Below are 25,899 nucleotides of genomic sequence, written 5' to 3'. Positions count from 1 at the left end.
GTAAAAAACGATTTTTTACGCTTTCGATACCCGCTTTACCCGGCGGGCGCGTATGATTATTGTTTGGTTAATCAGGTTGTAAGAGAGAGATACATGGCCGCTCAGCGGGTAGTAATGGTAGTGGATATGCAAAATGGCGTTTTTGCGACCCCGCGTATTGAGCGTGAGCGCTGCGTCGCACAAATTAACCGCCTGATCCGCGCCGCGGATCGCGTGATTTTTATTCAGCACGCTGAGGATGGTGGGCTGGAAGAGGGAAGCGAAGGTTTTGCGCTGCTGGCTGAGCTGGAGCAGCCGGAAAATGCAATTTTTGTCACTAAAACCGCCTGCGATGCGTTTTACCAGACCCGCCTCGCGCAGGCGCTGAGCGAGCTGGACATTACGCAGTTTGTGATTTGCGGCTGCGCAACGGACTATTGCGTTGATACCACCATCAAGAACGGCGCCAGCCGCGGCTATGCGATAACCGTTGCCGAAGATGCGCATACTACCGCTAACCGCCCGGCGGCGCAGGCGCAAACGCTGATTGCCCACTATAACGAGGTCTGGCGTACGCTGACCGTCCCCGGCAATCCCGTACGCGTGAAATCCACAGAAACAATTCTTAGCGCCTGGCAGACGAACTAAGCTGCTGATATCCGGTCTCATAATTCGGTCGCCTTTCCTTGCCGCTGCTTCTCTGCGGCGGGCATTGTCGTGGTACACAGCATAATCAGAATGATAAGAAGTTAGCAGGAGAGCATGATGTTTAAATCTTTTTTCCCCAAACCGGGGCCGTTTTTTATCTCTGCCTTTATCTGGTCGCTGCTGGCGGTGATCTTTTGGCAGGCGGGCGGCGGCGACTGGCTGCTGCGGATAGCCGGCGCATCGCAAAACGTGGCCATCAGCGCCGCACGCTTCTGGTCGCTGAACTATCTGCTGTTCTACGTTTACTATATGTTCTGCGTCGGCGTGTTCGCTCTGTTTTGGTTTATCTACAGTCCGCATCGCTGGCAGTACTGGTCGATCCTCGGCACAGCGCTGATTATCTTCGTCACCTGGTTTATGGTCGAAGTCGGGGTGGCGATTAACGCCTGGTACGCGCCGTTCTACGATCTGATACAGGCCGCGCTGGCCACGCCGCATAAGGTCAGCATTAACCAGTTTTATCAAGAAATTGGCGTATTCCTCGGGATTGCGGTTATTGCGGTGATTATCGGCGTAATGAACAACTTTTTCGTCAGCCACTACGTCTTCCGCTGGCGTACCGCGATGAACGAACACTACATGGCGCACTGGCACCATTTACGCCATATCGAAGGCGCGGCCCAGCGTGTGCAGGAAGATACCATGCGCTTTGCCTCCACCCTTGAAGATATGGGCGTCAGCTTTATCAACGCGGTGATGACCCTGATTGCCTTTCTGCCGGTGCTGGTCACCCTGTCCGAGCACGTGCCGGACCTGCCGATTGTTGGCCACCTGCCGTATGGCCTGGTGATTGCGGCGATCGTCTGGTCGCTGATGGGAACCGGTATGCTGGCGGTGGTGGGGATCAAGCTGCCGGGGCTGGAGTTTAAAAACCAGCGCGTTGAGGCGGCCTATCGTAAAGAGCTGGTGTACGGCGAAGACGACGCAGCTCGCGCGACGCCGCCGACCGTACGCGAGCTGTTCGGTGCCGTACGCCGCAACTATTTCCGCCTCTATTTCCACTACATGTACTTCAACATCGCGCGCATTCTCTATCTGCAGGTCGATAACGTTTTCGGTTTGTTCCTGCTGTTTCCGTCGATCGTTGCCGGTACCATTACGCTGGGCCTGATGACGCAGATAACCAACGTATTCGGCCAGGTGCGCGGTTCGTTCCAGTACCTGATCAGCTCCTGGACGACGCTGGTGGAGCTGATGTCCATCTACAAACGTCTGCGCAGCTTTGAGCGTGAGCTCGATGGCAAAGAGCTGAATGAAGTCACGCAAACGCTCGGTTAATTATCTCAAGGAAGGATTATGGCGGCAGCAGCCTCTACTCGTATTGTTTCGCTCTCCCTGACGCTTCTGGCGGGGATGGTTCTCAGCGCCTGTACCAGTAATCAGGGGCCGGCGCTAAAAAAAGGCGAAAAGCCCGTGGACGTTGCCGCCGTAGTCCGGCAAAAAATGCCGGCCAGCGTGAAGGACCGTGACGAATGGGCGCAGGCGATAGCTAAAGCCTTCGAAAGCCAGAAGCTGGCACCGACGGAAGAAAACGTCTGTTCGGTGCTCGCGGTGGCCCAGCAGGAGTCCAACTATCAGTCTGACCCGGTGGTGCCGGGGCTGAATAAAATCGCCTGGCAGGAGATAGACCGCCGGGCGGAGAAAATGCACATTCCGCTGTTCGTCGTGCATACCGCGCTAAAAATTCCTTCGCCGAACGGCAAAAGCTACAGCGAGCGCCTGGATAGCGTGAAAACGGAGAAGCAGCTGAGCGCCGTTTTTGACGATTTTATCGACATGGTACCGATGGGCCAGACCCTGTTTGGCTCCCTCAACCCGGTGCATACCGGCGGCCCGATGCAGGTCAGCATCGCCTTTGCCCAGCAGCACACCGACGGCTATCCGTGGAAAATGGAGGGCACCGTGCGCAAGGAGGTCTTTAGCCTGCGCGGCGGCCTGTGGTTTGGCACCCGGCATTTGCTGAACTACCCGGCGAACTATAGCGCGCCGCTGTATCGTTTTGCTGATTTCAACGCCGGCTGGTACGCCAGCCGCAATGCCGCATTTCAGCATGCGGTCAGCAACGTTAGCGGCGTGAAGCTGGCGCTGGACGGGGATTTGATTCGCTACGACAGCGACGAGCCGGGGACCACCGAGCTGGCGGTGCGGCGCGTCGCCGGACGGCTGGCGATGAGTGATGACGATATTCACCGACAGCTGAAGAAAGGCGACAGCCTGGCGTTTGAGAAAACCGACCTCTATCAGCAGGTTTTCCGCCTTGCTGATAAGAAAGCAGGCAAGGCCGTACCGCGGGAAATACTCCCCGGGATCCAGCTCGAAAGCCCTAAAATTACGCGAAATCTGACCACCGCCTGGTTCGCGAAGCGGGTTGATGAGCGGCGCGCCAGCTGCATGGCGCGTCGTTAGCGATTATTGCGCCAGCGCAGGAACAGCCCGAGAAGAGCGAGCAGCAGGCAGCCAATCAGAAAGGGGACCAGGCCAAATATTGTCCCCACCGCCAGACCGATTTCTACGCGCGGATGGTGAGTATTCTGGACCTGTATTAAGTGTTCAAAAACGCCGGGTGCGTGCACCAGCATGCTCAGCATTTGCGCCCCGGCCCAGAAGCAGAACAGCACAAACAGTCCGTAGGCGATATTGCTGCTGGTCAGCGGGCTCCTTCTTTTTTTGCCAAAGAGCGTTTTTGAAAAGGCAAACTCTGCCATATAACCTCCGTACTCCACTTCTCAGCCGTTTTTTACACCGGCTACACGGCGATTATTTTGGCAGCGGGGGGCGCTATCCAGTATCAGATTGCTGGTAATTTTCGGCCAGGAATACTCCTGAACTTGCCGCTTTGCGAGCGTGCTAAAAGTTTGGCAAAGAGAGAGCCATCTCCCACTGTTAAATAATTCTCAACGCCGCTACAGACCGTGGATTGCACCTGTGCGAAGATGCTTTTTTTGCCGTTGGAGTTGTCATGAAGCTCACTGAGAAAATTCGCCGTGACTGGCACTATTACGCTATTGCGCTGGGGTTGATTTTTATTCTGAACGGCGTGGTGGGGCTGCTGGGATTTGAAACTCAGGGCTGGCAATCCTATGCCGTGGGGCTGGTGACCTGGGTCATTAGCTTCTGGCTGGCGGGGTTTATTATTCGCCGTCGTCCGGCGGAGCAAGCCTAGGGCGCTGACGGTTTCGCGGCCACCCGGGCCGTAAAGCTGTCGCCCCGGCAAGCGCTGCGTCGCCGGGGCAATTTCATCAGTTCATCGAGGTTTTCAGCGCGCGATCGGCGGCGTGACGCTCCAGCGCCAGCTCAATCAGTCGGGTGATCAGGCTGGTATAATCCAGTCCGCTGGCTTGCCACAGTTTGGGATACATGCTGATATTGGTAAACCCTGGCAGCGTGTTGATTTCATTGATAACCACTTCATTATCTGCCGTCAGAAATACGTCGACGCGCGCCATGCCGCTGCAGCCGAGCGTCTGATAGGCGCGAACGGCGATATCGCGAATTTTATCGTTAACTTCACCGTCAATGGCCGCCGGAACGACGACTTTCGCTCCCTGGTCGTCAATGTACTTGGTGTCGTAGGCGTAGAATTCGCTGTTGAGGACGATTTCACCGCAGGTGCTGGCCTGAGGTTCATCGTTACCCAGTACCGCACACTCGATCTCCCGGCCCTTGATTCCTTGTTCAACCACTACTTTATGGTCAAATTCAAAGGCCAGGTCGACCGCCTGCTGATACTGCTCTTCGTTGTTCACCTTGCTCACGCCCACCGAAGAGCCCTGGTTGGCCGGTTTGACAAACAGCGGCAGGCCGAGCGTGTTTTGCACTTCAGCGAAGCTAAAACGCTGGCGGTTAGCGCGGGTCAGGGTAATAAACGGCGCGATAGACAGGCCGGCGTCACGCAGCAGGCGTTTGGTGACGTCTTTATCCATGCAGGCGGCGGAGCCGAGCACGTCCGAGCCGACGAAGGGCAGGTTAGCCATCCGCAGCATGCCCTGCAGCGAGCCGTCCTCTCCCAGGGTGCCGTGCACTATCGGGAAAATGACGTCGATGGCGGCCAGCGGTTGGCCGCTGTCGGCATTAATCAGCTGCCCGGATTGGCGACCGGGAATTTGCGCCAGCGTGACATCGGAGGGACGCAGCGCAATATGGGCAGGATCCTGCGGGTTCAGCAGATAGTTACCGGCATCGTTAATGTGCCAGAGACCCTGTTTATCAATCCCCAGCAGAACGACGTCGAAGCGCGATTTATCAATTGCTTCCACGATGTTCTTCGCCGACTGCAGCGACACTTCATGTTCTGCCGACTTGCCGCCAAAAACGATCCCAACCCTCATCTTAGCCATTTCAACTTCCATCCTGATTACATCAAAGCACATAACATAGCATGCGCGATGACGGCATGGCTGCCAGAATCTCTGCGGCAGATTGCGGGGGGTTAAAAGCTGTGCAACCGCCGCTGCGGATAAGCAGGCGAGGGCGGGAGTCGATGCGCGGCGGCGACGCGAAGTCAGCACAACGCCCTGAGGCTCAGGCGATTAGCTCTGATAATATTTTATAAATCGGGATATAGAATGATAAAACACTAAACTCATCGCGAGCGCATCTCTGGTAATACGCCGGCGAAGGGAACTTGCTAAGCTAGATAATAATTCACAAAAAACTAATGAATACGCGTAGTTATGGAATCCTGGAAGGTTAATCTCATCTCTGTCTGGTTCGGCTGCTTTTTTACCGGCCTGGCAATCAGCCAAATTCTGCCGTTTTTGCCGCTCTATGTTTCTCAGCTGGGCGTCACCTCTCACGAGGCGCTGTCGATGTGGTCAGGCCTGACGTTTAGCGTCACCTTCCTGGTATCGGCCATCGTTTCGCCGATGTGGGGCAGCCTCGCGGATCGCAAAGGGCGCAAGCTGATGCTGCTGCGCGCCTCCCTGGGAATGGCGATTGCCATCCTGCTTCAGGCCTTTGCGACCAACGTCTGGCAGCTGTTTATCCTGCGTGCGGTGATGGGGCTGACTTCCGGCTATATTCCTAATGCGATGGCGCTGGTGGCCTCTCAGGTGCCGCGCGAACGCAGCGGCTGGGCGCTCAGTACGCTATCGACGGCGCAGATTAGCGGCGTCATCGGCGGGCCGCTGCTGGGAGGCTTCCTCGCCGACCACGTTGGTCTGCGAATGGTGTTTATCATTACCGCCATTTTGCTGACGGTGAGCTTCCTGGTGACGCTGTTCTTGATTAAAGAGGGCGTGCGCCCGCAGGTCAATAAGGCGGATCGCCTAAGCGGCAGGGAGGTATTTGCTTCGCTGCCCTATCCCGGCCTGGTCATTAGCCTGTTCTTCACCACCCTCGTGATTCAGCTGTGCAACGGTTCAATCGGGCCGATTCTGGCGCTGTTTATCAAATCGATGGCCCCGGAGAGCAATAATATTGCCTTCCTCGCCGGCATGATTGCCGCCGTGCCGGGCGTTTCGGCGCTGATCTCGGCCCCGCGTTTAGGCAAGCTTGGCGATCGGATTGGCACCTCGCGGATCCTGCTGGCGACGCTGTGCTGCGCGGTGGTGATGTTCTTTGCGATGTCGTTCGTGACCACGCCGCTGCAGCTGGGCGTGCTGCGCTTCATGCTGGGCTTTGCCGACGGCGCGATGCTGCCGGCGGTGCAAACGCTGCTGCTCAAATACTGCAGCGATAGCGTGACCGGACGCATCTTCGGCTATAACCAGTCGTTTATGTATCTGGGGAACGTCGTCGGGCCGCTGATTGGCGCCTCGGTATCGGCAATGGCCGGCTTCCGCTGGGTGTTTATCGCCACGGCGATTATCGTGCTGATTAACCTTTGGCAGCTGGCGGTTATGCTGCGGCGCAGCCGCCAGGCGACGGCGTAATCACACTCCTCCCTTCTGCCGGTATTTACGTCACAGCGTAAATGCCGGTTACCGATCCCTCCCGCTTATAAATGTATCTCCGATCACAAAATGATCATTTTCACCTCTTTGCCCCTTCTATTTGTAACTGTTACGCGTATACAGTTACGCGTAACAGCTATCTTAAAAGAGGTTTTATGAGGAATTTATTCGATTTATCGGGGAAGCGAGCGCTCATCACCGGTTCTGCCCAGGGGATTGGTAATCTGCTGGCCGGCGGCCTTGCAGAGTACGGCGCGGAGATAATTATCAACGATCGGACCCAGCTGCGTGCGGACCAGGCCGCGCAGGCGCTGGTTGATCGGGGCTATCGCGCAGTGGGATGCGCATTTGATGTGACCAGGGCGGAGGAGGTCGAGCGCGGGATTACCCGTATTGAGCAGGAAATTGGGGCGATTGATATTTTAATTAATAACGCCGGGATCCAGCGCCGATATCCTTTTACTGAATTCCCCGAAGCGGAGTGGGATCGGGTTATTGAAGTTAACCAGAAAGGGGTGTTCCTCGTCTCGCAGCAGGTCGCTAAATATATGATGACGCGCCGTGCGGGTAAAATAATAAATATTTGCTCGATGCAAAGCGAATTAGGGCGAAAAACCATTACTCCGTATGCCGCATCGAAAGGAGCGGTCAAAATGCTTACCCGTGGAATGTGCGTGGAGCTGGCGGAATATAATATTCAGGTTAATGGCATTGCCCCCGGCTATTTTGCGACCGAAATGACGGCTGCGCTGGTGAATGACGAGGCGTTTTCCGCATGGCTGTATCAGCGTACGCCGGCAGCCCGCTGGGGAAAACCGGAGGAGCTGATTGGTGCTGCGGTGTACCTGGCCTCTCCGGCGGCAAACTTCGTCAACGGTCATCTGTTGTTTGTCGATGGAGGAATGCTTGCCGCCGTCTAATTTCCACCCTAATCCAGATTGTATCGCTGCTGCTTTAGGCGCAGTTAATAAAATTAAGCTGAAGTCATAATTAAACCCGTTTGCCTACGAACATAATCTGAGGATTGCTTATGCAAATGCTCGCGAAGTTACCAGCGCGTCGCTGGTGGTATTTAATGCCCATCATTTTTATTACCTATAGTCTGGCATATCTTGACCGCGCGAATTACGGATTTGCCGCCGCGGCGGGAATTGAAAATGATTTAGGCATCACCAAAGGGACCGCGTCGCTGATTGGTGCGCTCTTTTTTCTCGGCTATTTCTTTTTCCAGGTTCCCGGCGCGATATATGCCGTAAAGCGCAGCGTGCGCAAAATGATTTTTTGCAGCCTTATATTATGGGGCGTCTGCGCGGCGGCGACCGGATTTGTCAGTAATATTCCGATGCTGATGGCTATTCGCTTTACCCTCGGCGTGGTCGAGGCGGCGGTGATGCCGGCGATGCTGATTTATATCAGCAACTGGTTTACCAAAACCGAGCGTTCGCGTGCCAATACCTTCCTGATCCTCGGTAATCCGGTCACCGTGCTGTGGATGTCTATCGTTTCCGGCTACCTGATTCAGTCCTGGGGCTGGCGGGAGATGTTTATTATCGAAGGCATTCCGGCAGTTCTGTGGGCGGTATGCTGGTGGATACTGGTTCGCGATAAACCTTCAGAGGTCTCCTGGCTGAACGAGCAGGAAAAACAGGCTCTACAGCAGGCGATGGATAGCGAACAGAGCCATATCAAGCCGGTACGTAACTATGGCGAGGCGCTGCGATCGCGCAACGTCATTATGCTGTGCGCCGTGCATGCGCTGTGGAGCATCGGCGTGTACGGTTTTATGATGTGGATGCCGTCGATTCTGAAAAATGCTGCACAGATGGATATTGTGGCGGTAGGCTGGCTGGCGGCCGTGCCGTATCTGGCTGCCATTATATTAATGCTGACAGTCTCCTGGCTGTCGGACAAGTTCCAGAATCGTAAGCTGTTCATTTGGCCACTGCTGCTGATCGCCGCTATTGCCTTCTTCGGTTCGTGGATGGTGGGCAACCAGGCGTTCTGGTTCTCTTATGCGCTGCTGGTGATTGCCGCCGCCTGCATGTACGCGCCGTACGGTCCTTTCTTTGCGCTGATTCCTGAGCTGCTGCCGCGTAACGTCTCCGGCGTTTCTATGGGGCTGATTAACAGCTTCGGGGCGCTTGGTGCTTTCCTCGGCGCGTGGCTGGTTGGCTATTTGAATGGCGTTACGGGCGGTCCCGGCGTTTCTTACACCTTTATGGCTATCGCGCTGCTGGCCTCGGTGGTGCTGATGTATAACGTGCGGGCCAATAATGAATCCTCTTCATCGCTGCTGACGGCAAAAAAGGTTGCGGGTTAACATAAAACGTAGCTGCTGTGGTAAGGTTCTCTGCGAGTACATAAGTCGTTTGTCGTAGAGAACCTGATGAAAAACAGCCGGATGACATTACAGGATATCGCCAACCTGGCGGGGCTTAATAAAATGACGGTGAGCCGCTATTTGCGCGACCCAGGCCAGGTGTCGCAGCGCAGCCGCGAGCTTATTTCTAAAGTCATGGAAGAGAATAACTATATCCCCAACCGGGCACCGGAAATCCTGCTCAACGCGCGCAGTAAAACAATCGGCGTGCTTATCCCCTCGTTTCGCAATCAGATTTTCGCCGACGTGCTGGCCGGTATTGAGTCGGTGACTTCCGCGCATCAGTACCAGACCCTGATCGCTAACTACGAATATGACCCCCAGCGCGAAGAGCGCGAAGTGCTCAACCTGCTTTCATATAACATCGATGGCCTGATCCTGACCGGCAAGCAGCATAGCGATCGCATGATCCAATACGTACGCGCGAGCGGTATTCCGGTTGCGGAACTGATGGACTTCGGTGGCCCGCAGCTTGATATTCAGGTGGGCTTCGATAACGAAAAGGCCGCACGGGATATGACCAACGCTTTTCTCGAAAGCGGCAAACGGTCAATTGCCTTCTTTGGCTCAATGGACGATCCCCGCGATCTGAGCCGTTTTCGCGGTACCGAACTGGCGCTGCAGGCTCATGGCCTGAAGGCGTATCACATGGCTCCGCGTACTATTTCTTCGGTCGCCCTTGGGCGGCAGATGTTCCTGAAAATGCAGCAGTCGTGCCCGGGTATCGACGCGATTTTTTGTACCAATGACGATCTGGCGGTTGGCGTATTGCTTGAATGTCAGTCTCAGGGTAAAGCGGTGCCGCAGGATATGGCTATTGCTGGTTTTCACGGGTTGGAAATTGGCCGCGCAAGTTTGCAGAAAATAGCCAGCGTCATTACTCCACGTTATGACATTGGTAAAACGGCCAGCGAAATACTGCTTGCCAGACTTGCCGGTAAAGATGCACCGGACAGCGTGAATTTGGGCTATCAGATATATTATGGCGATACGTTATAGTTATATATCCGCTATCCCTGAAATTGCTGATGCCTTGACCCTGCGGCTCCCGACTCATCCACCGGCCTCGCCCCCTCAGATTGCGGGCTATGCTCCTGCCAGGTTGGCCGCCTTTCTGCAACCGAATTTATTTTCGCGGGCGCTGGAATAGCAATATTCCTTTTAACTCTTATCTATTAAATTTAGTTATGAAGATTATTACGCCGGTATTCAGGGGACCCCTCGCGCCAAATAAGTAATGAGCAAAACGTTTCGCTAAATATTGATTGCGGCGAGTAATCATTTTAAAAAAATAATTCTGGTATCCGACGGCTAATGTATGACATAAATAGCAACTCACTGACCTCGCCTAAGGATAAAGCGTTGTGAAGAATCTCATTGCCGAGCTACTGGTAAATCTGGCACAAAAGGAAGAGGAAACAAAGGAGCTGACGGTGCAGGTTGAGGCGCTGGAAGTGGTGGTCACGGCGCTGCTAAGGCATATGGAGCAGGACGCTCAGCAGGCGTTAATTAACGATATTGAACAGGCTATCGAGCAGGCCAGCCCTGGTCCGCTGGTTGACGAGCGCGATGCCCAGCGGTTGCAGCAATATATAAAAAAGCTGTTGCGGCATCCTCGTAGCTAGCGCCTGTGACAAGGCATGGATGCTGTCATTTTACTGTCACATCGCTTTTATAAAGTCTCCCTCGTTTTGTTTTTTAAGTATTTTTACATGGAGACGACAAAAGTGAAATTAAGCGCCCTCTTTATTGCCCTGCTGCCTCTGCTGGCTTCCCCGGTTATTCATGCTGATACCACGTCCGCCCCGGCGCTCGATAATCGTGCCGCCCAGGGAGATATCACCGCTCCCGGCGGCGCTCGTCGTTTAAGCGGCGACCAAACTGCCGCTTTGCAGGCCTCATTAATCAACAAGCCAGCTAAAAATATTATTTTGCTGATTGGTGACGGAATGGGTGATTCAGAAATTACTGCCGCACGCAATTATGCCGAAGGCGCGGGCGGCTTCTTCAAAGGTATTGATGCGCTGCCGCTGACCGGTCAATACACTCATTATTCTCTGGATAAGAAAACCGGCAAGCCGGATTATGTGACCGATTCCGCCGCGTCCGCGACGGCGTGGACCACCGGCGTCAAAAGCTATAACGGCGCGCTGGGCGTCGATATCCACGAGAAAGATCACCAGACCATCCTTGAGCTGGCGAAAGCCGCCGGCTTTGCTACCGGCAACGTCTCTACCGCCGAACTGCAGGACGCCACGCCGGCCGCTCTGGTGGCGCACGTGACCTCACGTAAGTGCTATGGCCCCAGCGTTACCAGCGAAAAATGTCCGGGCAACGCGCTGGAAAAGGGCGGCAAGGGTTCGATTACCGAGCAGCTGCTGAACGCCCGCGCCGACGTGACGCTAGGCGGCGGGGCTAAAACCTTCGCCGAAACCGCCACCGCCGGTGAATGGCAGGGCAAAACGCTGCATGACCAGGCGGTCGCTCGCGGCTACCAGATTGTTACCGACGCCGCTTCGCTGGCCGCGGTCGGCGAAGCCAACCAGGGCAAACCGCTGCTGGGGCTGTTTTCTGACGGTAATATGCCGGTTCGCTGGGAAGGGCCTAAAGCCTCCCTGCACGGCAATATCGACAAGCCGGCGGTAACCTGTACGCCGAACGCGAAGCGCGATGCCTCGGTGCCAACGCTGGCGCAGATGACGGATAAAGCCATCAGCCTGCTGAGCAGCAATGAGAAGGGCTTCTTCCTGCAGGTTGAAGGGGCCTCCATCGACAAACAGGATCACGCGGCGAACCCGTGCGGCCAGATTGGCGAAACCGTCGATCTTGATGAAGCGGTGCAGAAAGCGCTGGAGTTCGCCAAAAAAGATGGCAATACCCTGGTGGTGGTAACCGCCGACCACGCGCACTCCAGCCAGATCATCCCCGCAGATTCTAAAGCGCCGGGCCTGACGCAGGCGCTGACCACCAAAGACGGTGCGGTGATGGTGATGAGCTACGGTAACTCCGAGGGTGAGTCGATGGAGCATACCGGGACGCAGCTGCGTATCGCCGCCTACGGCCCGCACGCCGGGAACGTCGTCGGCCTAACCGATCAGACCGACCTGTTCTATACCATGAAAGAGGCTCTGGGCCTGAAATAAGCCCGTGCCGGCGGCGAATTTCAGCCGCCGGCTGGTTTTTTTCCCGTCAGCGACCAGACTTACAGGGATTGACTCACAGAAGGATGGTGCGATGAAAATAACATTACTGGTTGCCCTGTTGTTTGGCCTGGTCTTTGCCACTGCGGTCAGTGCCGCGGAAAAAACGCCGACGCCCCAGCAGCAAAAAATGACGGTCTGTAACAAAGACGCGTCGGCGAAAGCGCTGAAAGGGGATGAGCGTAAGGCGTTCATGAGCAGCTGTCTGAAGAAAGATGCGCCGGCTCCGGAGAACAAAGGGTTAACGCCTCAGCAGCAAAAAATGGGCGAGTGTAACGGTCAGGCGACCCAGCAGTCGCTGAAAGGGGACGATCGTAAGAAATTTATGAGCGCCTGCCTGAAAAAACAGGGGTAGTGGAAACGGGTGAGGCCGGGCCTCACCCGATTATGCCCGGCTTCAGGAGCGGCTGAGCTTCTCCGATTTTTCCATGCATTTCACCATCGCTTCGATCACCGCTGAACGGAAACCTTTCTCTTCCAGTACCCGAACCGCCTCGATGGTGGTTCCACCCGGCGAGCACACCATATCCTTCAGCGCGCCCGGATGCTCTGTGCTTTCCAGCACCATTTTCGCCGAGCCCATCACCGCCTGAGCGGCAAACTTATAGGCCTGAGCCCGCGGCATGCCGCCGAGCACGGCGGCGTCAGCCATCGCTTCGATAAACATAAACACGTAGGCCGGCGCCGAGCCGCTGACGCCGACCACCGGATGGATCATCGCCTCAGAGATAATCTCAGCCTGACCAAAGCAGCGGAAAATTGTCAGAATTTCAGCGGTTTCTTCGCTGGTGACCAGCGCGTTTGGCGTGACGGAGGTCATGCCCGCGTTGACCAGTGAGGGCGTGTTAGGCATGGCGCGGACGATCTTGCGATCGTGTCCCAGCGCGCGCGCGAGCTGATCGAGGGTGACGCCCGCCGCGATGGAGACTACCAGAGAATCTTTATTCAGGCTGGAGGCCACGTCGCTCAGCACTTTAACCATGATCCCCGGCTTCACTGCGCCAAACACAATATCCGCAACCTGGGCAACGTCCTGAGCGCTCTGCGCCGCGTTGATACCGTACTGGTCGCGTAGGGCCGCTACTTTATCCGGCGACGGGGTGTAGACCCAAATTTGCCCCGGCTGTACCTGCCCGCTGGCGATAAGGCCGCCGAGAATGGCCTTACCCATATTACCGCAGCCGATAAAGCCAATTTTCTTCTCCATCACCCTTCTCCTGTGCTTATTTTGTCGTGAGCTATCTAGCTTATCACTCCGGAGCTTTCCCGGGGGACAAAAGCAGGTGACAATAATAGCCCCCTTTTTCGTCAACAGGAGCTGGAATGGCTATTTGGGTTGATGCGGACGCCTGTCCAAACGTGATTAAAGAGATTTTGTTTCGTGCCGCCGAGCGCACGCAAACGCCAACGACGCTGGTGGCAAACCAGGCGCTGCGGGTGCCGCCGTCGCGCGTTATCCGTACCCTGCGCGTAGCGCAGGGCTTTGATGTCGCCGATAATGAAATCGTTCGCCTGTGCGAGCCGGGCGATCTGGTGATTACCGCCGATATTCCGCTGGCCGCCGAAGTGCTGGCCAAAGGCGGCGCGGCGCTCAATCCGCGCGGGGAGCGCTACAGCGAGGCCACCATTCGCGAGCGCCTGACGATGCGTGATTTTATGGAAACGATGCGGGCCAGCGGCGTGCAAACCGGCGGCCCGGATACCCTATCGCAGCGCGACCGTCAGCAGTTTGCCGCCGCGCTGGAGAAGTGGCTTACAGAAGCGAAAGGTCGGTAGCCTACACCCAGCTATCGTCGTCGCTGCCGATGTCGTCATCGCCGAAACCGGCGTCGAAGTCGGAGCTGTAGGTGCTGTTATCCGCAAGGAACTGACCGTCGTCCTGGCGGAAGAGATCGTCCGACGCGCTGCTATCCGCCGTCTGCGTGAGGTCAGCCTGCGGCTGCTCTTCGATGATATTGACGATCTCCTGCGGGTGCGAGCCGCTGAACATATTGGTCAGCATATTGCCGAGCACCACGCCGCCCGCCACGCCCGCCGCGGTCTGGAGCGCACCGGCCATAAAGCCGCCGCCGCGAGCCGCCTGAGGAGCGTAGTTCTGCTGCTGTATTTGCGGGGCATACTGCGGCTGCGCGCCGGCCTGCGGCCGACCGTACTGATCCGCGCCCGGAATAGGGTCAGAACCGCGCGACGGCGACTGGCCGCCGCCGAACAGGCCGGAGAGAAATCCGCCGCTGCTCGGTTTTGCCGCCTGCAGCTGCGTCACCTGGCCTTCCAGCGCCTGGATACGATCGTTGAGCCGCTTAATCGCCGCTTCCTGAATCAGGATCGTTTGCGCCATGTAGTAGGGGGCGGCCGGCTGCTCTTTGATGTGCTGCGCAATCCGCTCCTCGGCGCCAGCATCGCGCGATGCGCTCTGCGTTCCGGCCTCTTTTAGTCGGGAAAACAGCCCATCGATAAGGCGTTGTTCTTCAGATTGCATGATACATTCCTCTGTCACACTGATAAATTACGGTCAGAGTGCGTCTGGACCACCCATGTTGTAAATATGTTGCAGCGTAAAGCTTTGCATAAATGTGTTACCGTTTACGCCTGCCAGCGGCTAAAAAATAATCCCTGAGTCGAGGTAAATCTGGCGCAACATTTAATGCAATGATAGGTTTACATGCAAAATCCCTTTGCTCTCTATGATGAAAGGGATCGCCTGATAATTTGTAACGTTTATTTTACGGTTATCGTGACGCCGCTTTGCAGGTATCATTGCGCACTTTTCGTATTCATTTTCCCGCAAAATGCGGAACCAGAGGGTCTTCGGTAATGACACAGCCAATCTATCTCATCGGTCCACGCGGCTGCGGTAAAACGACGATCGGCCACGCGCTGGCGCGGGCGCGCAATTACCAGTTTACCGATACCGATCATGCCCTGCAGGCGCTAGAGCAGCGTACGGTCGCGACGATCGTTGAGCAGGAGGGCTGGGATCGCTTTCGTGAGCTGGAGTCGCATGCGCTAAAAGCGGTCACCCGCCCGGAAACGGTTATTGCCACCGGCGGCGGCATTGTGCTCATCGAAGAGAACCGTCAGTTTATGCGTGAGAACGGCGTGGTTTTCTATCTCCAGGCCTCGGTATCTGCGCTGATTGACCGCCTTGAAGCCTATCCGAAAACCGAACAGCGTCCGACGCTGACCGGCAAACCGATCCGCGATGAGGTTGGCGAAGTGCTGGCCCAAAGAGAGGTGCTGTACCGGGCGACCGCGCACCATATTATCGATGCGACCGCCGAGCCGGATGAGGTGGTCGGGCAGATCGTGGCGACGCTGCAGAGCGCCTGTGCGGTTGATAATTAACCCTTCAGGGTGGCGAAAGAGCCGCCTGCTGGCGGATAACGGAGCGAGTTCGGACTTTACCTGGGGCAAACGGAGCGCGGCTATCTATACTTTATGGCTCGTACGGTAAAAGAGGGAAGAGCCATGCCAGACCGACCGCCATATCCGCGCGAAGCGCGCGTCGTCGCCGTTGAGAAAGGTCAGAAGGGCCAGACTGAAACCTGGTATCAACTCCGCGCCGATTATCCCACCCCCGATTCACTGATTAGCGAACATCCTGTCGAAAGCGAAGCGCTGGATGCCAAACGGCGCTATGAGGATCCTGATAAATCCTAGCCCGCCTTCTGCGCCGTAGCCTGTCAGCGCCACCGCTGGCAGGTATTTTTGCCCCCGCTGACCCTGTCGCTCGCCGCTGATTTCCGTACCTGCGCGGTGCGCTGTTTCTCTCAGCCAAAGAGTAAAACCAGACACCTGTCACATTTTTAATTCATCACGCGTACTAATGAATACCTAAGGTGCGGATTTTTCAGGAGTGTTCCTGAATCATCTGGAATCTTTACACTCTACTGGAGCGCTAAGCTGCTACGCTTCTGGACGGTTGATTTTTAGCCACCAGGGGGGCGGATATTATGCGGTAAGCCTGTGCTGAAGGCGTGGAAGTGAAAAGGTAGATGATATGAGTACAACAATGGCCATTTTAACCGTTGGCGTGGTGCCGGTAGCGGAGGTTCTGCCGCTGTTAACCGAACATATCAGGGAAGAGCAGATCACGCATATTAGCCTGCTGGGTAAAATGACGCGTGAAGAGGTGATGGAAGATTATGCCGTTGATCCCGACGACGAGTGCCTGCTGACCTTGCTCAATGACAACCGGATGGCCGAGGTCTCGCGGTGGAAGATTGAACGTGATTTAAAACATCTTATCGCGGTGCTCGACCGGCAGGAGTATGACGTCATTCTGCTGTTGAGCTCCGACATGCTGAGCGGTTTTACGGCGCGCAACGCTATTCTGCTGGAGCCGCAGCGCATTATCCCGCCGCTGGTGGCGTCGATCGTCGACGGCCATCAGGTGGGGGTCATCGTTCCCGTTGAGGACGTTCTGCCGCTGCAGCAGCAAAAATGGCTCTCACTCAACAGCGCGCCGTACTACGCGCTGGCGAACCCGGTTAGCGGCAGCGACAGCGATTTGCTGGAGGCCGGAAGGGTGCTGCTGGAGCAGGGCGCCGACGTGCTGGTGCTGGACTGTCTCGGCTACCATCAGCATCACCGGGACGTGCTGCAAAAAGCGCTGGACGTGCCGGTTCTGCTGTCTAACGTGCTGGTTTCACGGCTGGCGGCAGAGCTTTTGGTCTAAGCCGTTTTGCGGCCGCGCGTATTGCGAGGCGCCTGGCCTGTGGGCAAAGGCGGGCGCTGCGGCTATCCTGCGTCACAGGACAGGCATCAGACGTTAATTTTACGTGACAGAAACGAGGAGCGCCCCCTATATTGAGGTTTCAACAAAAGATCATAAGGGCTTGTTTATGCTTCAAAGTAATGAATACTTCGATGGAAAAGTGAAATCGATTGGTTTCACCAGCAGCAGTACGGGCCGCGCGAGCGTGGGCGTGATGGCGGAAGGGGAATATACCTTTGGCACCGCACAGCCGGAAGAGATGACCGTGGTCAGCGGGGCGCTGAACGTTCTGCTACCTGGGGAAACCGAGTGGAAAGTTTATAGCGCCGGTGAAGTATTCAACGTTCCTGGCAGCAGCGAGTTCCACCTGCAGGTTGCTGAGCCAACGTCCTATCTGTGCCGCTATCTGTAATGCAGATTTTGTCATCCTGCCGCCGTGCGGCAGGATGACGATCCGCGTAATCGAGTGATTCTGCGGATGTCATTCAGCTGATTAGCGCTGGGCTTCTCCGCCCAGGGCTTCCACCAGATTCTGAATCAGCGCGGCCAGTTCGCCGGTCATCAGAATAAAGTCGGCGTCAAAGCGCAGGGCAAAATCTTCCCGATCGATATCCTCATTCTGATCGCGCAGTTCGTCACAGAACTTCAGGCGCTTGATGGAGCCATCGTCACACATCAGGAACTGAATACGCTGCTGCCAGTCGAGGGCCAGCTTGGTGACGACCTTCCCGGCCTCAATGTGCACGGCGATTTCGTCGCTGACCAGATCCTGCTTCTTCGCGCGGATCACGCCACCGTCTTCCAGCATAGCCTTCAGCTCGGCTTCATCCAGCAACTGGAAGCCTTGCGCCACGGTGCCTGAGCGCACCCATTCGGTGAGCGTCAGCTCGATCGGGTTTTCCAGCGCCAGCGGGACAACCGGCAGCGAGCCTAAGGTTTTGCGCAGCAGAGCCAGCGTATCTTCCGCTTTTTTGGCGCTGGCGCAGTCCACCATGATCAGACCGTTGACGGTATCGATCCACATCATGGTCTGGCTAAAGCGGCTGAAAGCGCGCGGCAGCAGCGAGTGCAGCACTTCGTCTTTCAGCGAATCTTTTTCGGTTTTTTTCAGCTTGCGGCCCTGCTCGGCTTCCAGCTTGAAGATCTTCGCTTCCAGCGCCTGTTTGATCACCGGAGACGGCAGGATCTTCTCTTCTTTGCGCGCGCAGATAACGATCTGCCCGTTTGTCGTGTGCGTCAGCGCATCGCTGTGCGATCCCATCGGCGATACCCAACCGGTTTTCGCCATATCCTGGCTACCACAAGGCGTAAACGTCAGCTCGGCCAGCTGTTTTTCCATCTCCTCGGCGCGCAGGGAAATGTCGCGGCTGAGACGGTAAACCATTAAATTTTTGAACCACAGCATGATAATTTCCACGGCTTTGTCGTTAAATCCAGCGGGCATGATAGCGAATTGTCGCTATGCTTGCATTGTTAATCGGGGAGAGGAGCATACAGTGCGTATTGGTATTGATTTAGGCGGCACGAAAACGGAAGTCATTGCCCTGAGCGATAAGGGAGAGCAGCTGTTTCGCCACCGTTTGCCGACGCCGCGGGACGATTATCGGCAAACGATAGAGAATATTGCCGCCCTGGTCGATATGGCAGAGCAGGCGACCGGAGAGCGCGGCAGCGTTGGAATGGGGATCCCCGGCTCGATTTCGCCGTACACCGGCGTGGTGAAAAATGCCAACTCCACCTGGCTCAACGGTCAGCCGTTTGATAAGGACCTGAGCCAGCGGCTGAATCGCGAAGTGCGGCTGGCGAACGATGCCAACTGCCTGGCGGTATCGGAAGCGGTGGATGGCGCCGCGGCGGGCGCTCAGACCGTATTTGCGGTCATTATCGGCACCGGCTGCGGCGCCGGCGTGGCGTTTAACGGTCGTTCGCATATTGGTGGCAACGGCGCCGCCGGAGAGTGGGGGCACAACCCGCTGCCGTGGATGGATGAGGACGAGCTGCGCTATCGCGCGGAGGTCCCGTGCTACTGCGCAAAGCAGGGGTGTATTGAAACCTTTATCTCCGGCACCGGTTTTGCCACCGACTATCGGCGTCTGGGCGGCCAGCCGTTAAAGGGCAGCGAGATCGTGCAGCGGGTTGGCGAGCAGGACCCGCTGGCGGAGCTGGCGCTGAGCCGCTACGAGATGCGGCTGGCGAAGTCGCTGGCCCACGTGGTGAATATCCTCGACCCGGACGTTATCGTACTCGGCGGCGGAATGAGCAACGTCGAGCGCCTGTACCAGACGGTGCCCGCGCTGGTGAAAGGGTGGGTGTTTGGCGGCGAGTGTGAAACGCCGATCCGTAAAGCGCTGCACGGTGACTCCAGCGGCGTGCGCGGCGCGGCCTGGCTGTGGCCGCTGTAGGCGGCTGAGGAGAGGCTCTCGACTCCGGCTTCCCGGCGGCACCGCGCTGCCGGGAAGCCGGGTGGAGTTTTACTCTACCGCGTAGGCCTTATCGAGACGGCTGTATCCCAGCCCGTTAATTTTTTTCACCTTGATCTGCACGGGGATACGCTCCTTCATCGCTTCGACGTGGCTAATCACGCCGATCGCCTTGCCGCTGGCGTTGAGGGCATCCAGCGCGTCCAGCGCGGTATCCAGCGTTTCGCTATCGAGCGTACCGAACCCTTCGTCAAGGAACAGCGAATCAATGCGCGTTTTATGACTCACCAGATCGGATAGCGCCAGCGCCAGCGCAAGGCTGACGAGGAAGCTTTCGCCGCCGGAGAGGGTGCGGGTATCGCGCACCGCGTCCGCCTGCCAGGTATCGACCACCTCCAGCTCCAGCGCTTCGCTGGCCTTGCGCTGCAGCTGATAGCGGCCGTGCAGGCGGTTGAGCTGATGGTTAGCCAGCCAGACAAGGTTATCCAGCGTCAGCCCCTGGGCAAATTTACGGAATTTATCGCCTTCTTTCGAGCCAATCAGCGAATTGAGCCACGCCCAGTCCTCCACCTGCCGCGCGGCGAACGCGATCTCCTGCTGCAGCGCCTGCTGGCGCTGCTGATTCTCGGCATTCTGCTTCAGCTGCTGGCGGATCTCCCCCTGACGGGCGCTGTTTTCCCGCAGCAGAGGGGCCAGCTGCCGTAAGCGGGCCTCGACCTCTTCCATCGGCTGGGTGATGTCGGCCTCCGCCGGCGGCTGCTGTCGATGCTGCGCCAGCGCCTCCCGGGCCCGCAGGGCGAGAGCGCCGTTTTGCTGGAGCGTATTTTCCAGCGTCTGCCTGAGCTGTTCCAGGCGCTGGCGGGTCTCTTCATCGAGCAGGGCGTCGAGAAACGCCTGCCGGTCGGCAAAGGGGCTGGCGGCGAGGGCGGCGGCGAACTGGCCCTCGGTTTCTGCCAGCAGCCGCTGCTGCTGGCTCTCCTGCTGGCCAAGGGTGCGCCACTGGCTCTGCAGCGCCAGGCAGTCGTCGTGCACCTGGCGCCAGCCCTCAAGCGGCGCGGGCGGGACCGCCTCTTCCGTCTCCGGCAGCGTCTCCAGCAGGGGGATCAGCTGCTGCAGGCGCTCCTGCAGGGCGGCAGATTCGTCGTGCCTGGTCTGCCAGCCGCGGGTTTCCTCTTCGCGCTCGGCCAGCCAGGCCGCCGCCGTTTCCGCCTCAGGCGCGCTGAGGGCAAAGGCCGCGAGCTCGGCGTTGAGGGCGCTGTGACGCTGGGCCAGATCCTGCTGCAGCTGCCGGAGCTGCAGCTCGCACTCCTGCTGCTGCGCCTGCCAGGCCAGCCGCTGCTGATGCTGATACAGCTGCTGCTCCCGCTCCTGCTGAGCGTCGAGCCAGCCGGGAATATCATCCTCCGGCCGCAGGTCAATCTGCAGTTCGCCGCTGACGCTCTGCCACTGAGAGGTAAGCGCTTGCTCCTGCTGGAGCAGCGAGTCTCGCTCCTCTTTTTGTTTAAGCTGTTGTTTCAACAGCGCATCCAGCTCGCCGCGCAGCTGGGCGCCTTCTTCCGCCAGCCGTTTAACCTCGCGCTCGAGGGCCTCGCGGCGGGCCTGATTCACGCCGGGCGTCAGCGCCCGATATTCGGCGACGGCCGGGTGTTCGCAGGAGCCGCAGAGCGGGCAAGGTGCGCCGGGCTGCAGGCGCGCGCGTTCCTCTTCCAGTCCGGCAATCCGCGCTTCCAGTTCACAAATGGCTTTCACATCGCTGAACTGCTGATTTTTCTCTTTGTAGGCCTGGCGCCGCTGGGTCAGCGTCGTTTCCAGCTTCTCCTGCTCCTCGCGGCCGGCCTGCTCCGTCGCCTGCAGCTGGCTGAGGCGCTGGCGCAGGGGCAGCAGACGGCTGTGCAGGGTTGCCAGCTGCTGACGCTGCGGGCGGGCGGCGGCGTGGCGGGCAAGGTCGTCGCGAACCTGCTCGGCATCCAGCGCCAGCGTCGCCGGCGGCAGTTCGCCGAGCCGACGGCGGGTTTCCGCCAGCCGCTGCTCCAGCCCGGCCTGCTGCTGCGCGTCGCGCGCCTGCTGCTGGAACGCCGCCCGCCAGCCCGCCAGGGCATTACCCCACTGACGATAGCGGTCGTTGGCCTTCAGCCATTCGGCGAGCGATTGCTGCGTCTGCTGCAGCTGGCTCGTTTGCTGCTGCGCCGCGAGACGAATGCCCGCCCGCAGCCTCAGCCGATCGTGTAAGCGAGTATTTACTTCTTCCACCTGACGGCGGGTCTGCGCCAGCGCCTCGGCCTGCTCCTGCTGTCGGGTCCACAGCGGACGCAGCTGGTCGGCAGGCTGCGCTTGCTGCAGCGCCGCCAGCTGCGGCTGGGCCTGCTCCAGCGCCTGCTGCGCCTCGCGCAGTCGCGCCTCGGTCTGGATCTGGTCGCGGCTTAGCTCCTGCTGGCGCAGCAGCCATTGCAGCGTATTTTGCTCCCGCGCCTGCTCGGCGAGGCGCTGCTGTTCTTCAGCAGTAAGTACTTGCAAACTTTGCTGCAGCGCCTGCTGCTGCTCGTCGCTTAGCAGCAGCACGCCGGAGGCCTGGGCCTGCAGCTTTTCCAGCTCGCTGCGGGCGAGCTTGTGCTTTTCAAACACCTGGGCGGAGATCTGACCGTAAATTTCGGTGCCGGTGAGCTCCTCCAGCAGCTCCGCGCGCTCTTTGGGTTTGGCGTTAAGAAAGGCGGCGAACTGGCCCTGGGAGAGGAGCATCGAGCGGGTAAAGCGGCCGTAATCGAGGCCGGTGAGCGAGGCGGTCATCTCCAGCTTGTCTTTGACTTTGTCGGCAAGAATTTGCCCATCGTCGCAGCGGGCCAGCTCGACGCGGGGCGCCTGCAGGTTGCCGTCGGGCTGGTTGCGCGCGCGGTTCTGGCTCCAGAAGGCGCGGTAGGCGGTGCCTTTGACCTCAAACTCAACTTCAGCCAGGCATTCGGCGGTATTGCGGGTCATCAGATCGTTTTGCGATTGCGACACGCTGCTCAGGCGCGGCGTTTCGTGGTACAGCGCGAGGCAGATAGCGTCCAGCAGCGTCGTTTTCCCGGCCCCCGTCGGCCCGACGATCGCGAACAGCCCGTTGCTGGCGAAGGGTTCGGCGGTGAAATCAATTTTCCACTCGCCTTTCAGGGAGTTAAGGTTTTTAAGACGCAGGCTCAGAATCTTCACAGGTGCTCCTCATCGTTCAGGCCGTGCAGCGTTTCGTTAAACAGCTGCTCGAGGCGCTGCTGCTGCGGCTCTTCGAGATCCTCCAGCGCCAGGCGACGGGCAAAAACCTCCTCAACCCGCAGTTCGCTGAGGGTTTCCCGCCGCTCGCCGGCCAGAATACGCTCGCGCTGGGCGCGGCTGCGGCGCACCAGCAGCACTTCCACCGGCAGCGCTTCGCAGCGGGCCTGGATCTGGCGCTGAATATCGTGCAGATATTCGTCGCTGGTGATTTCAATATCCAGCCAGGTGGCGGGCAGCCCCGCGCTATCCTGCCACCGGTCAAGCTGTTCGCTGATGCTGGCAAAATCGCCTTTTAGCACCGCCAGCGGCTGGACTATCGGCACCGTCAGCGGGCTCACGTCCGCCAGTCGGCCGTCGGTAAAGGTCACCAGATTGACGCTTTTACTTTTCCCGGTCTCATCAAAGCTCAGGGAGATTGGCGAGCCGCTGTAGCGGATATGCTCGCAGCCGCCGACGATCTGCGCCCGGTGGATATGGCCCAGCGCGATATAGTCGACGGGAGGAAAACGGCTGGCCGGGAAGGCATCGAGGGTGCCGATGTAGATTTCACGCACCGCGTCGCTTTTGCTGGCACCGACGGTGGTCAGGTGGCCGCTGGCGATAATCGGCAGCGGCCGGTCGCCGCGCAGGGCGCAGGCCTGCTGGTACTGCTGCTGATAGTAGTCGCTGATGGCGGTGAGCAGCAGCTGCTGCTTTTCACCGCTGGAGTGTCCGGCCTGGCTGGTGACCAGCTCGCGCGGGCGCAGGAACGGGACCGGGCAGAATATTGCCCCCGGCGAGCCGTCGCGCAGCGGCAGAACGAAGGGGGCATGGCCGGCGTTCGCCACGACCGTGGTTTTTAAGAAGGCCAGGATGTCGCGCGATTCATTCAGCGTGGCGACCGAATCATGGTTTCCCGCCAGCACCACCAGCCGACAGCCGGTTTGCTGGAGCTGAACCACGAAGTGGTTGTACAGCTCGCGGGCGTAGCTCGGCGGCGAGCCGGTATCAAAGATATCGCCGGCGACAATAATGGCATCGACCTCGTGCTCCTGCGCGCTGGCCAGCAGCCAGTCGAGAAAGGCCGCATGCTCAGCGGCGCGGCTTTTGCTGTAAAAGTTTTGCCCGAGATGCCAGTCAGAGGTGTGAATGATGCGCATAAATATTCCGTTGCCTAAGAGCGTTGCCGCCATTATACCATCGACGCAGGGGGAGTTAAGTGCGTGTCATAATTCAAAATCCTCGATCGTCAGACGACCATTTTTTTCATAAATCTGTCACAAAACTGACGCATAATGGCGCCGCACTCTATACTGATGGCTAAAAAATACAGGGTAAATAATGGCGAGAAGAATTCTGGTCGTTGAAGATGAAGCTCCAATCCGCGAAATGGTCTGCTTTGTTCTGGAACAAAACGGCTTTCAGCCCGTCGAGGCGGAAGATTTTGACAGCGCGGTGAACCAGCTCAATGAACCCTGGCCCGATCTGATTCTCCTTGACTGGATGCTGCCGGGTGGATCGGGTCTGCAGTTTATTAAGCAGCTTAAGCGTGAGGCGATGACCCGCGATATACCGGTGGTGATGCTGACCGCTCGCGGTGAAGAGGAAGATCGCGTTCGCGGCCTCGAGACCGGCGCCGACGATTACATCACCAAGCCTTTCTCGCCGAAAGAGCTGGTGGCGCGAATCAAAGCCGTGATGCGGCGCATTTCCCCGATGGCGGTGGAAGAGGTGATTGAAATGCAGGGGCTGAGCCTCGATCCCTCCTCCCATCGCGTGATGACTGGCGAAAACCCGCTGGACATGGGGCCGACCGAGTTTAAGTTATTACACTTCTTTATGACCCATCCGGAACGCGTATACAGCCGCGAGCAGCTGCTGAATCACGTCTGGGGGACCAACGTGTATGTAGAAGACCGAACGGTAGACGTGCATATTCGCCGTCTGCGTAAAGCGCTGGAACAGAGTGGCCATGACCGGATGGTACAAACGGTTCGCGGCACGGGATATCGTTTCTCCGCCCGTTTCTGAATGTCGACAGGAGTGTGAACCGTGCTGGAACGGCTGTCATGGAAAAGGCTGGCGCTTGAGCTTTTCTTATCTTGTATCCCGGCCCTGATTCTCGGGGCGGTATTTGGTCATTTGCCGTGGTTTTTACTGGCGGCGGTGACCGGACTTCTTATCTGGCATTTCTGGAATTTATTACGTCTTTCGTGGTGGCTGTGGGTGGACCGCAGCATGACGCCACCGCCGGGGAGCGGCAGCTGGGAACCGCTGCTGTACGGCCTCCACCAGATGCAGATGCGTAATAAAAAACGCCGACGCGAGCTGGGCAGCCTGATCAAACGCTTTCGCAGCGGGGCGGAATCGCTGCCCGATGCGGTGGTGCTGACCACGGAGGAGGGGGCGATCTTCTGGTGTAACGGCCTCGCACAGCAGATCCTCAATCTGCGCTGGCCGGACGACAGCGGACAAAACATCCTTAACCTCCTGCGCTACCCTGAATTTGCCAACTACCTAAAAAACAAGGATTTCAGTAAACCGCTCAATCTGATCCTTAATAACTCCCGTCATCTGGAAATTCGCGTGATGCCCTACAGCGACAAGCAGATGCTGATGGTGGCGCGCGACGTGACGCAGATGCACCAGCTTGAAGGGGCGCGGCGCAACTTTTTTGCTAACGTCAGCCACGAGCTGCGCACGCCGCTAACGGTGCTGCAGGGGTATCTGGAGATGATGCAGGAGCAGGTGCTGGAAGGGGTGACGCGGGAAAAAGCCCTGCATACTATGCGTGAGCAAACCCAGCGTATGGAGGGGTTAGTTAAACAGCTGCTGACGCTATCGCGTATTGAGGCGGCCCCGGTTCTGGCAATGAACGACAAAATCGACGTGCCGATGATGCTGCGGGTTGTCGAGCGCGAGGCGCAAACGCTCAGCCAGAAAAAGCATACCCTGCACTTTGTGGTCGATGAGTCGCTGCAGGTACTCGGTAACGATGAGCAGCTGCGCAGCGCGATCTCGAATCTGGTGTATAACGCGATCAACCATACTCCGGAGGGCACGGAGATTACCGTCAGCTGGCAGAAAGCGCCGCACGGCGCGCTGTTTAGCGTTGAGGATAACGGCCCGGGGATCGCGCCCGAGCACATTCCGCGGCTCACCGAGCGCTTCTATCGCGTGGATAAAGCGCGCTCGCGGCAAACCGGGGGCAGCGGCCTGGGGCTGGCTATCGTTAAGCATGCGGTCAACCATCACGACAGCCGGCTGGATATTGAGAGCACGCCCGGTAAAGGAACGCGGTTTAGCTTCCTGCTGCCGGAACGTTTAATTGCCAAAAAAAGCGGCTAGGCGCCGCGCTGTCAACATAACTTGTCAA

Annotated in this window: 26 protein-coding genes; 19 read left to right on the top strand and 7 right to left on the bottom strand. The window is 57.9% G+C overall.

Annotated features, from left to right (window positions below; all coding sequences use genetic code 11):
• Window positions 1-114 precede the first annotated feature (114 nt).
• From MMW58_RS23045 to MMW58_RS23035, 3 genes are all read left to right on the top strand, one after another.
• The gene (locus MMW58_RS23045) at window positions 115-627 is read left to right on the top strand and encodes an isochorismatase family protein (RefSeq protein ID WP_241723771.1); all 513 of its coding nucleotides are present in this window, start codon (window positions 115-117) and stop codon (window positions 625-627) included.
• Between the two features lie 117 nt (window positions 628-744).
• Window positions 745-1,965 (top strand): peptide antibiotic transporter SbmA, encoded by a 1,221-nt coding sequence (sbmA, locus tag MMW58_RS23040; RefSeq protein ID WP_133596339.1) that lies wholly within the window; start codon window positions 745-747, stop codon window positions 1,963-1,965.
• An 18-nt stretch (window positions 1,966-1,983) separates the two neighbouring features.
• A complete protein-coding gene (locus MMW58_RS23035) occupies window positions 1,984-3,093 on the top strand; it encodes a DUF1615 domain-containing protein (protein WP_241722174.1) in 1,110 nt (369 codons plus the stop codon).
• Here MMW58_RS23035 and MMW58_RS23030 read toward each other — a convergent pair.
• Entirely contained in the window at window positions 3,090-3,392 is a 303-nt protein-coding gene (locus tag MMW58_RS23030) for a DUF2755 family protein (RefSeq protein WP_159235889.1), read from the bottom strand. The two genes, MMW58_RS23035 and MMW58_RS23030, sit on opposite strands and share 4 nt — an antisense overlap.
• Before the next feature lie 254 nt (window positions 3,393-3,646).
• On the opposite strand from MMW58_RS23030, the gene MMW58_RS23025 reads away from it, so the two are divergent.
• A complete protein-coding gene (locus tag MMW58_RS23025) occupies window positions 3,647-3,850 on the top strand; it encodes a DUF2754 family protein (RefSeq protein WP_045854165.1) in 204 nt (67 codons plus the stop codon).
• Between the two features lie 76 nt (window positions 3,851-3,926).
• Here MMW58_RS23025 and ddlA read toward each other — a convergent pair whose 3' ends face one another.
• On the bottom strand, window positions 3,927-5,024 hold the full coding sequence (ddlA, locus tag MMW58_RS23020) for a D-alanine--D-alanine ligase (protein ID WP_133596345.1): 1,098 nt from the start codon (window positions 5,022-5,024) through the stop codon (window positions 3,927-3,929).
• Between the two features lie 336 nt (window positions 5,025-5,360).
• Here ddlA and MMW58_RS23015 point away from each other — a divergent pair, with 336 nt between their 5' ends.
• The 7 genes from MMW58_RS23015 to psiF all read left to right on the top strand — a co-directional run bounded on the left by MMW58_RS23015 (window position 5,361) and on the right by psiF (window position 12,516).
• Window positions 5,361-6,560: a multidrug efflux MFS transporter gene (locus tag MMW58_RS23015; RefSeq protein ID WP_045854167.1), complete on the top strand. Its 1,200-nt coding sequence runs from the start codon at window positions 5,361-5,363 to the stop codon at window positions 6,558-6,560.
• A 176-nt stretch (window positions 6,561-6,736) separates the two neighbouring features.
• Window positions 6,737-7,501 carry a gluconate 5-dehydrogenase gene (idnO, locus tag MMW58_RS23010; protein ID WP_076944634.1) on the top strand — a complete coding sequence of 255 codons (765 nt, stop codon included), beginning with the start codon at window positions 6,737-6,739 and terminating at the stop codon, window positions 7,499-7,501.
• 110 nt (window positions 7,502-7,611) lie between these two features.
• Window positions 7,612-8,901 carry an MFS transporter gene (locus MMW58_RS23005; protein WP_241722173.1) on the top strand — a complete coding sequence of 430 codons (1,290 nt, stop codon included), beginning with the start codon at window positions 7,612-7,614 and terminating at the stop codon, window positions 8,899-8,901.
• A gap of 66 nt (window positions 8,902-8,967) precedes the next feature.
• Window positions 8,968-9,960 (top strand): DNA-binding transcriptional regulator IdnR, encoded by a 993-nt coding sequence (gene idnR / locus MMW58_RS23000; protein WP_045854170.1) that lies wholly within the window; start codon window positions 8,968-8,970, stop codon window positions 9,958-9,960.
• Between the two features lie 365 nt (window positions 9,961-10,325).
• Window positions 10,326-10,586, top strand: a complete 261-nt coding sequence (gene iraP / locus MMW58_RS22995) for an anti-adapter protein IraP (RefSeq protein WP_041144254.1) — start codon at window positions 10,326-10,328, stop codon at window positions 10,584-10,586.
• 87 nt (window positions 10,587-10,673) lie between these two features.
• Window positions 10,674-12,104 carry an alkaline phosphatase gene (gene phoA, locus MMW58_RS22990; RefSeq protein WP_241722172.1) on the top strand — a complete coding sequence of 477 codons (1,431 nt, stop codon included), beginning with the start codon at window positions 10,674-10,676 and terminating at the stop codon, window positions 12,102-12,104.
• Window positions 12,105-12,195: 91 nt separating this feature from the next.
• Entirely contained in the window at window positions 12,196-12,516 is a 321-nt protein-coding gene (gene psiF / locus MMW58_RS22985; protein WP_041144255.1) for a phosphate starvation-inducible protein PsiF, read from the top strand.
• Window positions 12,517-12,558: 42 nt separating this feature from the next.
• Here psiF and proC read toward each other — a convergent pair whose 3' ends face one another.
• Window positions 12,559-13,368 (bottom strand): pyrroline-5-carboxylate reductase, encoded by an 810-nt coding sequence (gene proC / locus MMW58_RS22980; protein ID WP_241722171.1) that lies wholly within the window; start codon window positions 13,366-13,368, stop codon window positions 12,559-12,561.
• A 116-nt stretch (window positions 13,369-13,484) separates the two neighbouring features.
• Here proC and MMW58_RS22975 point away from each other — a divergent pair, with 116 nt between their 5' ends.
• The gene (locus MMW58_RS22975) at window positions 13,485-13,937 is read left to right on the top strand and encodes a YaiI/YqxD family protein (RefSeq protein ID WP_045854174.1); all 453 of its coding nucleotides are present in this window, start codon (window positions 13,485-13,487) and stop codon (window positions 13,935-13,937) included.
• Window position 13,938: 1 nt separating this feature from the next.
• Here the strand turns inward: MMW58_RS22975 and MMW58_RS22970 are convergent, their stop codons facing one another.
• Entirely contained in the window at window positions 13,939-14,640 is a 702-nt protein-coding gene (locus MMW58_RS22970; protein ID WP_241722170.1) for a DUF2076 domain-containing protein, read from the bottom strand.
• 335 nt (window positions 14,641-14,975) lie between these two features.
• Here MMW58_RS22970 and aroL point away from each other — a divergent pair, with 335 nt between their 5' ends.
• From aroL to ppnP, 4 genes are all read left to right on the top strand, one after another.
• Entirely contained in the window at window positions 14,976-15,506 is a 531-nt protein-coding gene (aroL, locus tag MMW58_RS22965) for a shikimate kinase AroL (protein WP_241722169.1), read from the top strand.
• A gap of 123 nt (window positions 15,507-15,629) precedes the next feature.
• Window positions 15,630-15,821 carry a YaiA family protein gene (locus tag MMW58_RS22960; RefSeq protein ID WP_095094292.1) on the top strand — a complete coding sequence of 64 codons (192 nt, stop codon included), beginning with the start codon at window positions 15,630-15,632 and terminating at the stop codon, window positions 15,819-15,821.
• Between the two features lie 340 nt (window positions 15,822-16,161).
• Window positions 16,162-16,839, top strand: coding sequence for an AroM family protein (locus tag MMW58_RS22955; RefSeq protein WP_133596359.1), 678 nt, complete (start codon window positions 16,162-16,164; stop codon window positions 16,837-16,839).
• Window positions 16,840-17,005: 166 nt separating this feature from the next.
• Window positions 17,006-17,290 (top strand): pyrimidine/purine nucleoside phosphorylase, encoded by a 285-nt coding sequence (gene ppnP, locus MMW58_RS22950; protein WP_045854179.1) that lies wholly within the window; start codon window positions 17,006-17,008, stop codon window positions 17,288-17,290.
• An 81-nt stretch (window positions 17,291-17,371) separates the two neighbouring features.
• Here ppnP and rdgC read toward each other — a convergent pair whose 3' ends face one another.
• Window positions 17,372-18,283 (bottom strand): recombination-associated protein RdgC, encoded by a 912-nt coding sequence (rdgC, locus tag MMW58_RS22945; RefSeq protein ID WP_041147534.1) that lies wholly within the window; start codon window positions 18,281-18,283, stop codon window positions 17,372-17,374.
• A 91-nt stretch (window positions 18,284-18,374) separates the two neighbouring features.
• On the opposite strand from rdgC, the gene mak reads away from it, so the two are divergent.
• Window positions 18,375-19,280 (top strand): fructokinase, encoded by a 906-nt coding sequence (gene mak / locus MMW58_RS22940; protein ID WP_045854180.1) that lies wholly within the window; start codon window positions 18,375-18,377, stop codon window positions 19,278-19,280.
• Window positions 19,281-19,349: 69 nt separating this feature from the next.
• Here mak and sbcC read toward each other — a convergent pair whose 3' ends face one another.
• Entirely contained in the window at window positions 19,350-22,484 is a 3,135-nt protein-coding gene (gene sbcC / locus MMW58_RS22935) for an exonuclease subunit SbcC (RefSeq protein WP_241722168.1), read from the bottom strand.
• Window positions 22,481-23,683: an exonuclease subunit SbcD gene (gene sbcD / locus MMW58_RS22930; protein ID WP_241722167.1), complete on the bottom strand. Its 1,203-nt coding sequence runs from the start codon at window positions 23,681-23,683 to the stop codon at window positions 22,481-22,483. The genes sbcC and sbcD overlap by 4 nt, the downstream gene beginning before the upstream one ends.
• Before the next feature lie 181 nt (window positions 23,684-23,864).
• On the opposite strand from sbcD, the gene phoB reads away from it, so the two are divergent.
• Window positions 23,865-24,554, top strand: a complete 690-nt coding sequence (gene phoB / locus MMW58_RS22925; protein WP_133596364.1) for a phosphate response regulator transcription factor PhoB — start codon at window positions 23,865-23,867, stop codon at window positions 24,552-24,554.
• Between the two features lie 21 nt (window positions 24,555-24,575).
• The gene (phoR, locus tag MMW58_RS22920) at window positions 24,576-25,871 is read left to right on the top strand and encodes a phosphate regulon sensor histidine kinase PhoR (protein ID WP_133596366.1); all 1,296 of its coding nucleotides are present in this window, start codon (window positions 24,576-24,578) and stop codon (window positions 25,869-25,871) included.
• Window positions 25,872-25,899 lie beyond the last annotated feature (28 nt).

The sequence above is a fragment of the Klebsiella sp. HC6 genome, assembly GCF_022605325.1.
GTDB lineage: Bacteria > Pseudomonadota > Gammaproteobacteria > Enterobacterales > Enterobacteriaceae > Klebsiella > Klebsiella terrigena.
The sequence above is the reverse complement of the archived record's forward strand: the minus strand, read 5'-3'. Positions and strand labels throughout refer to the sequence as shown.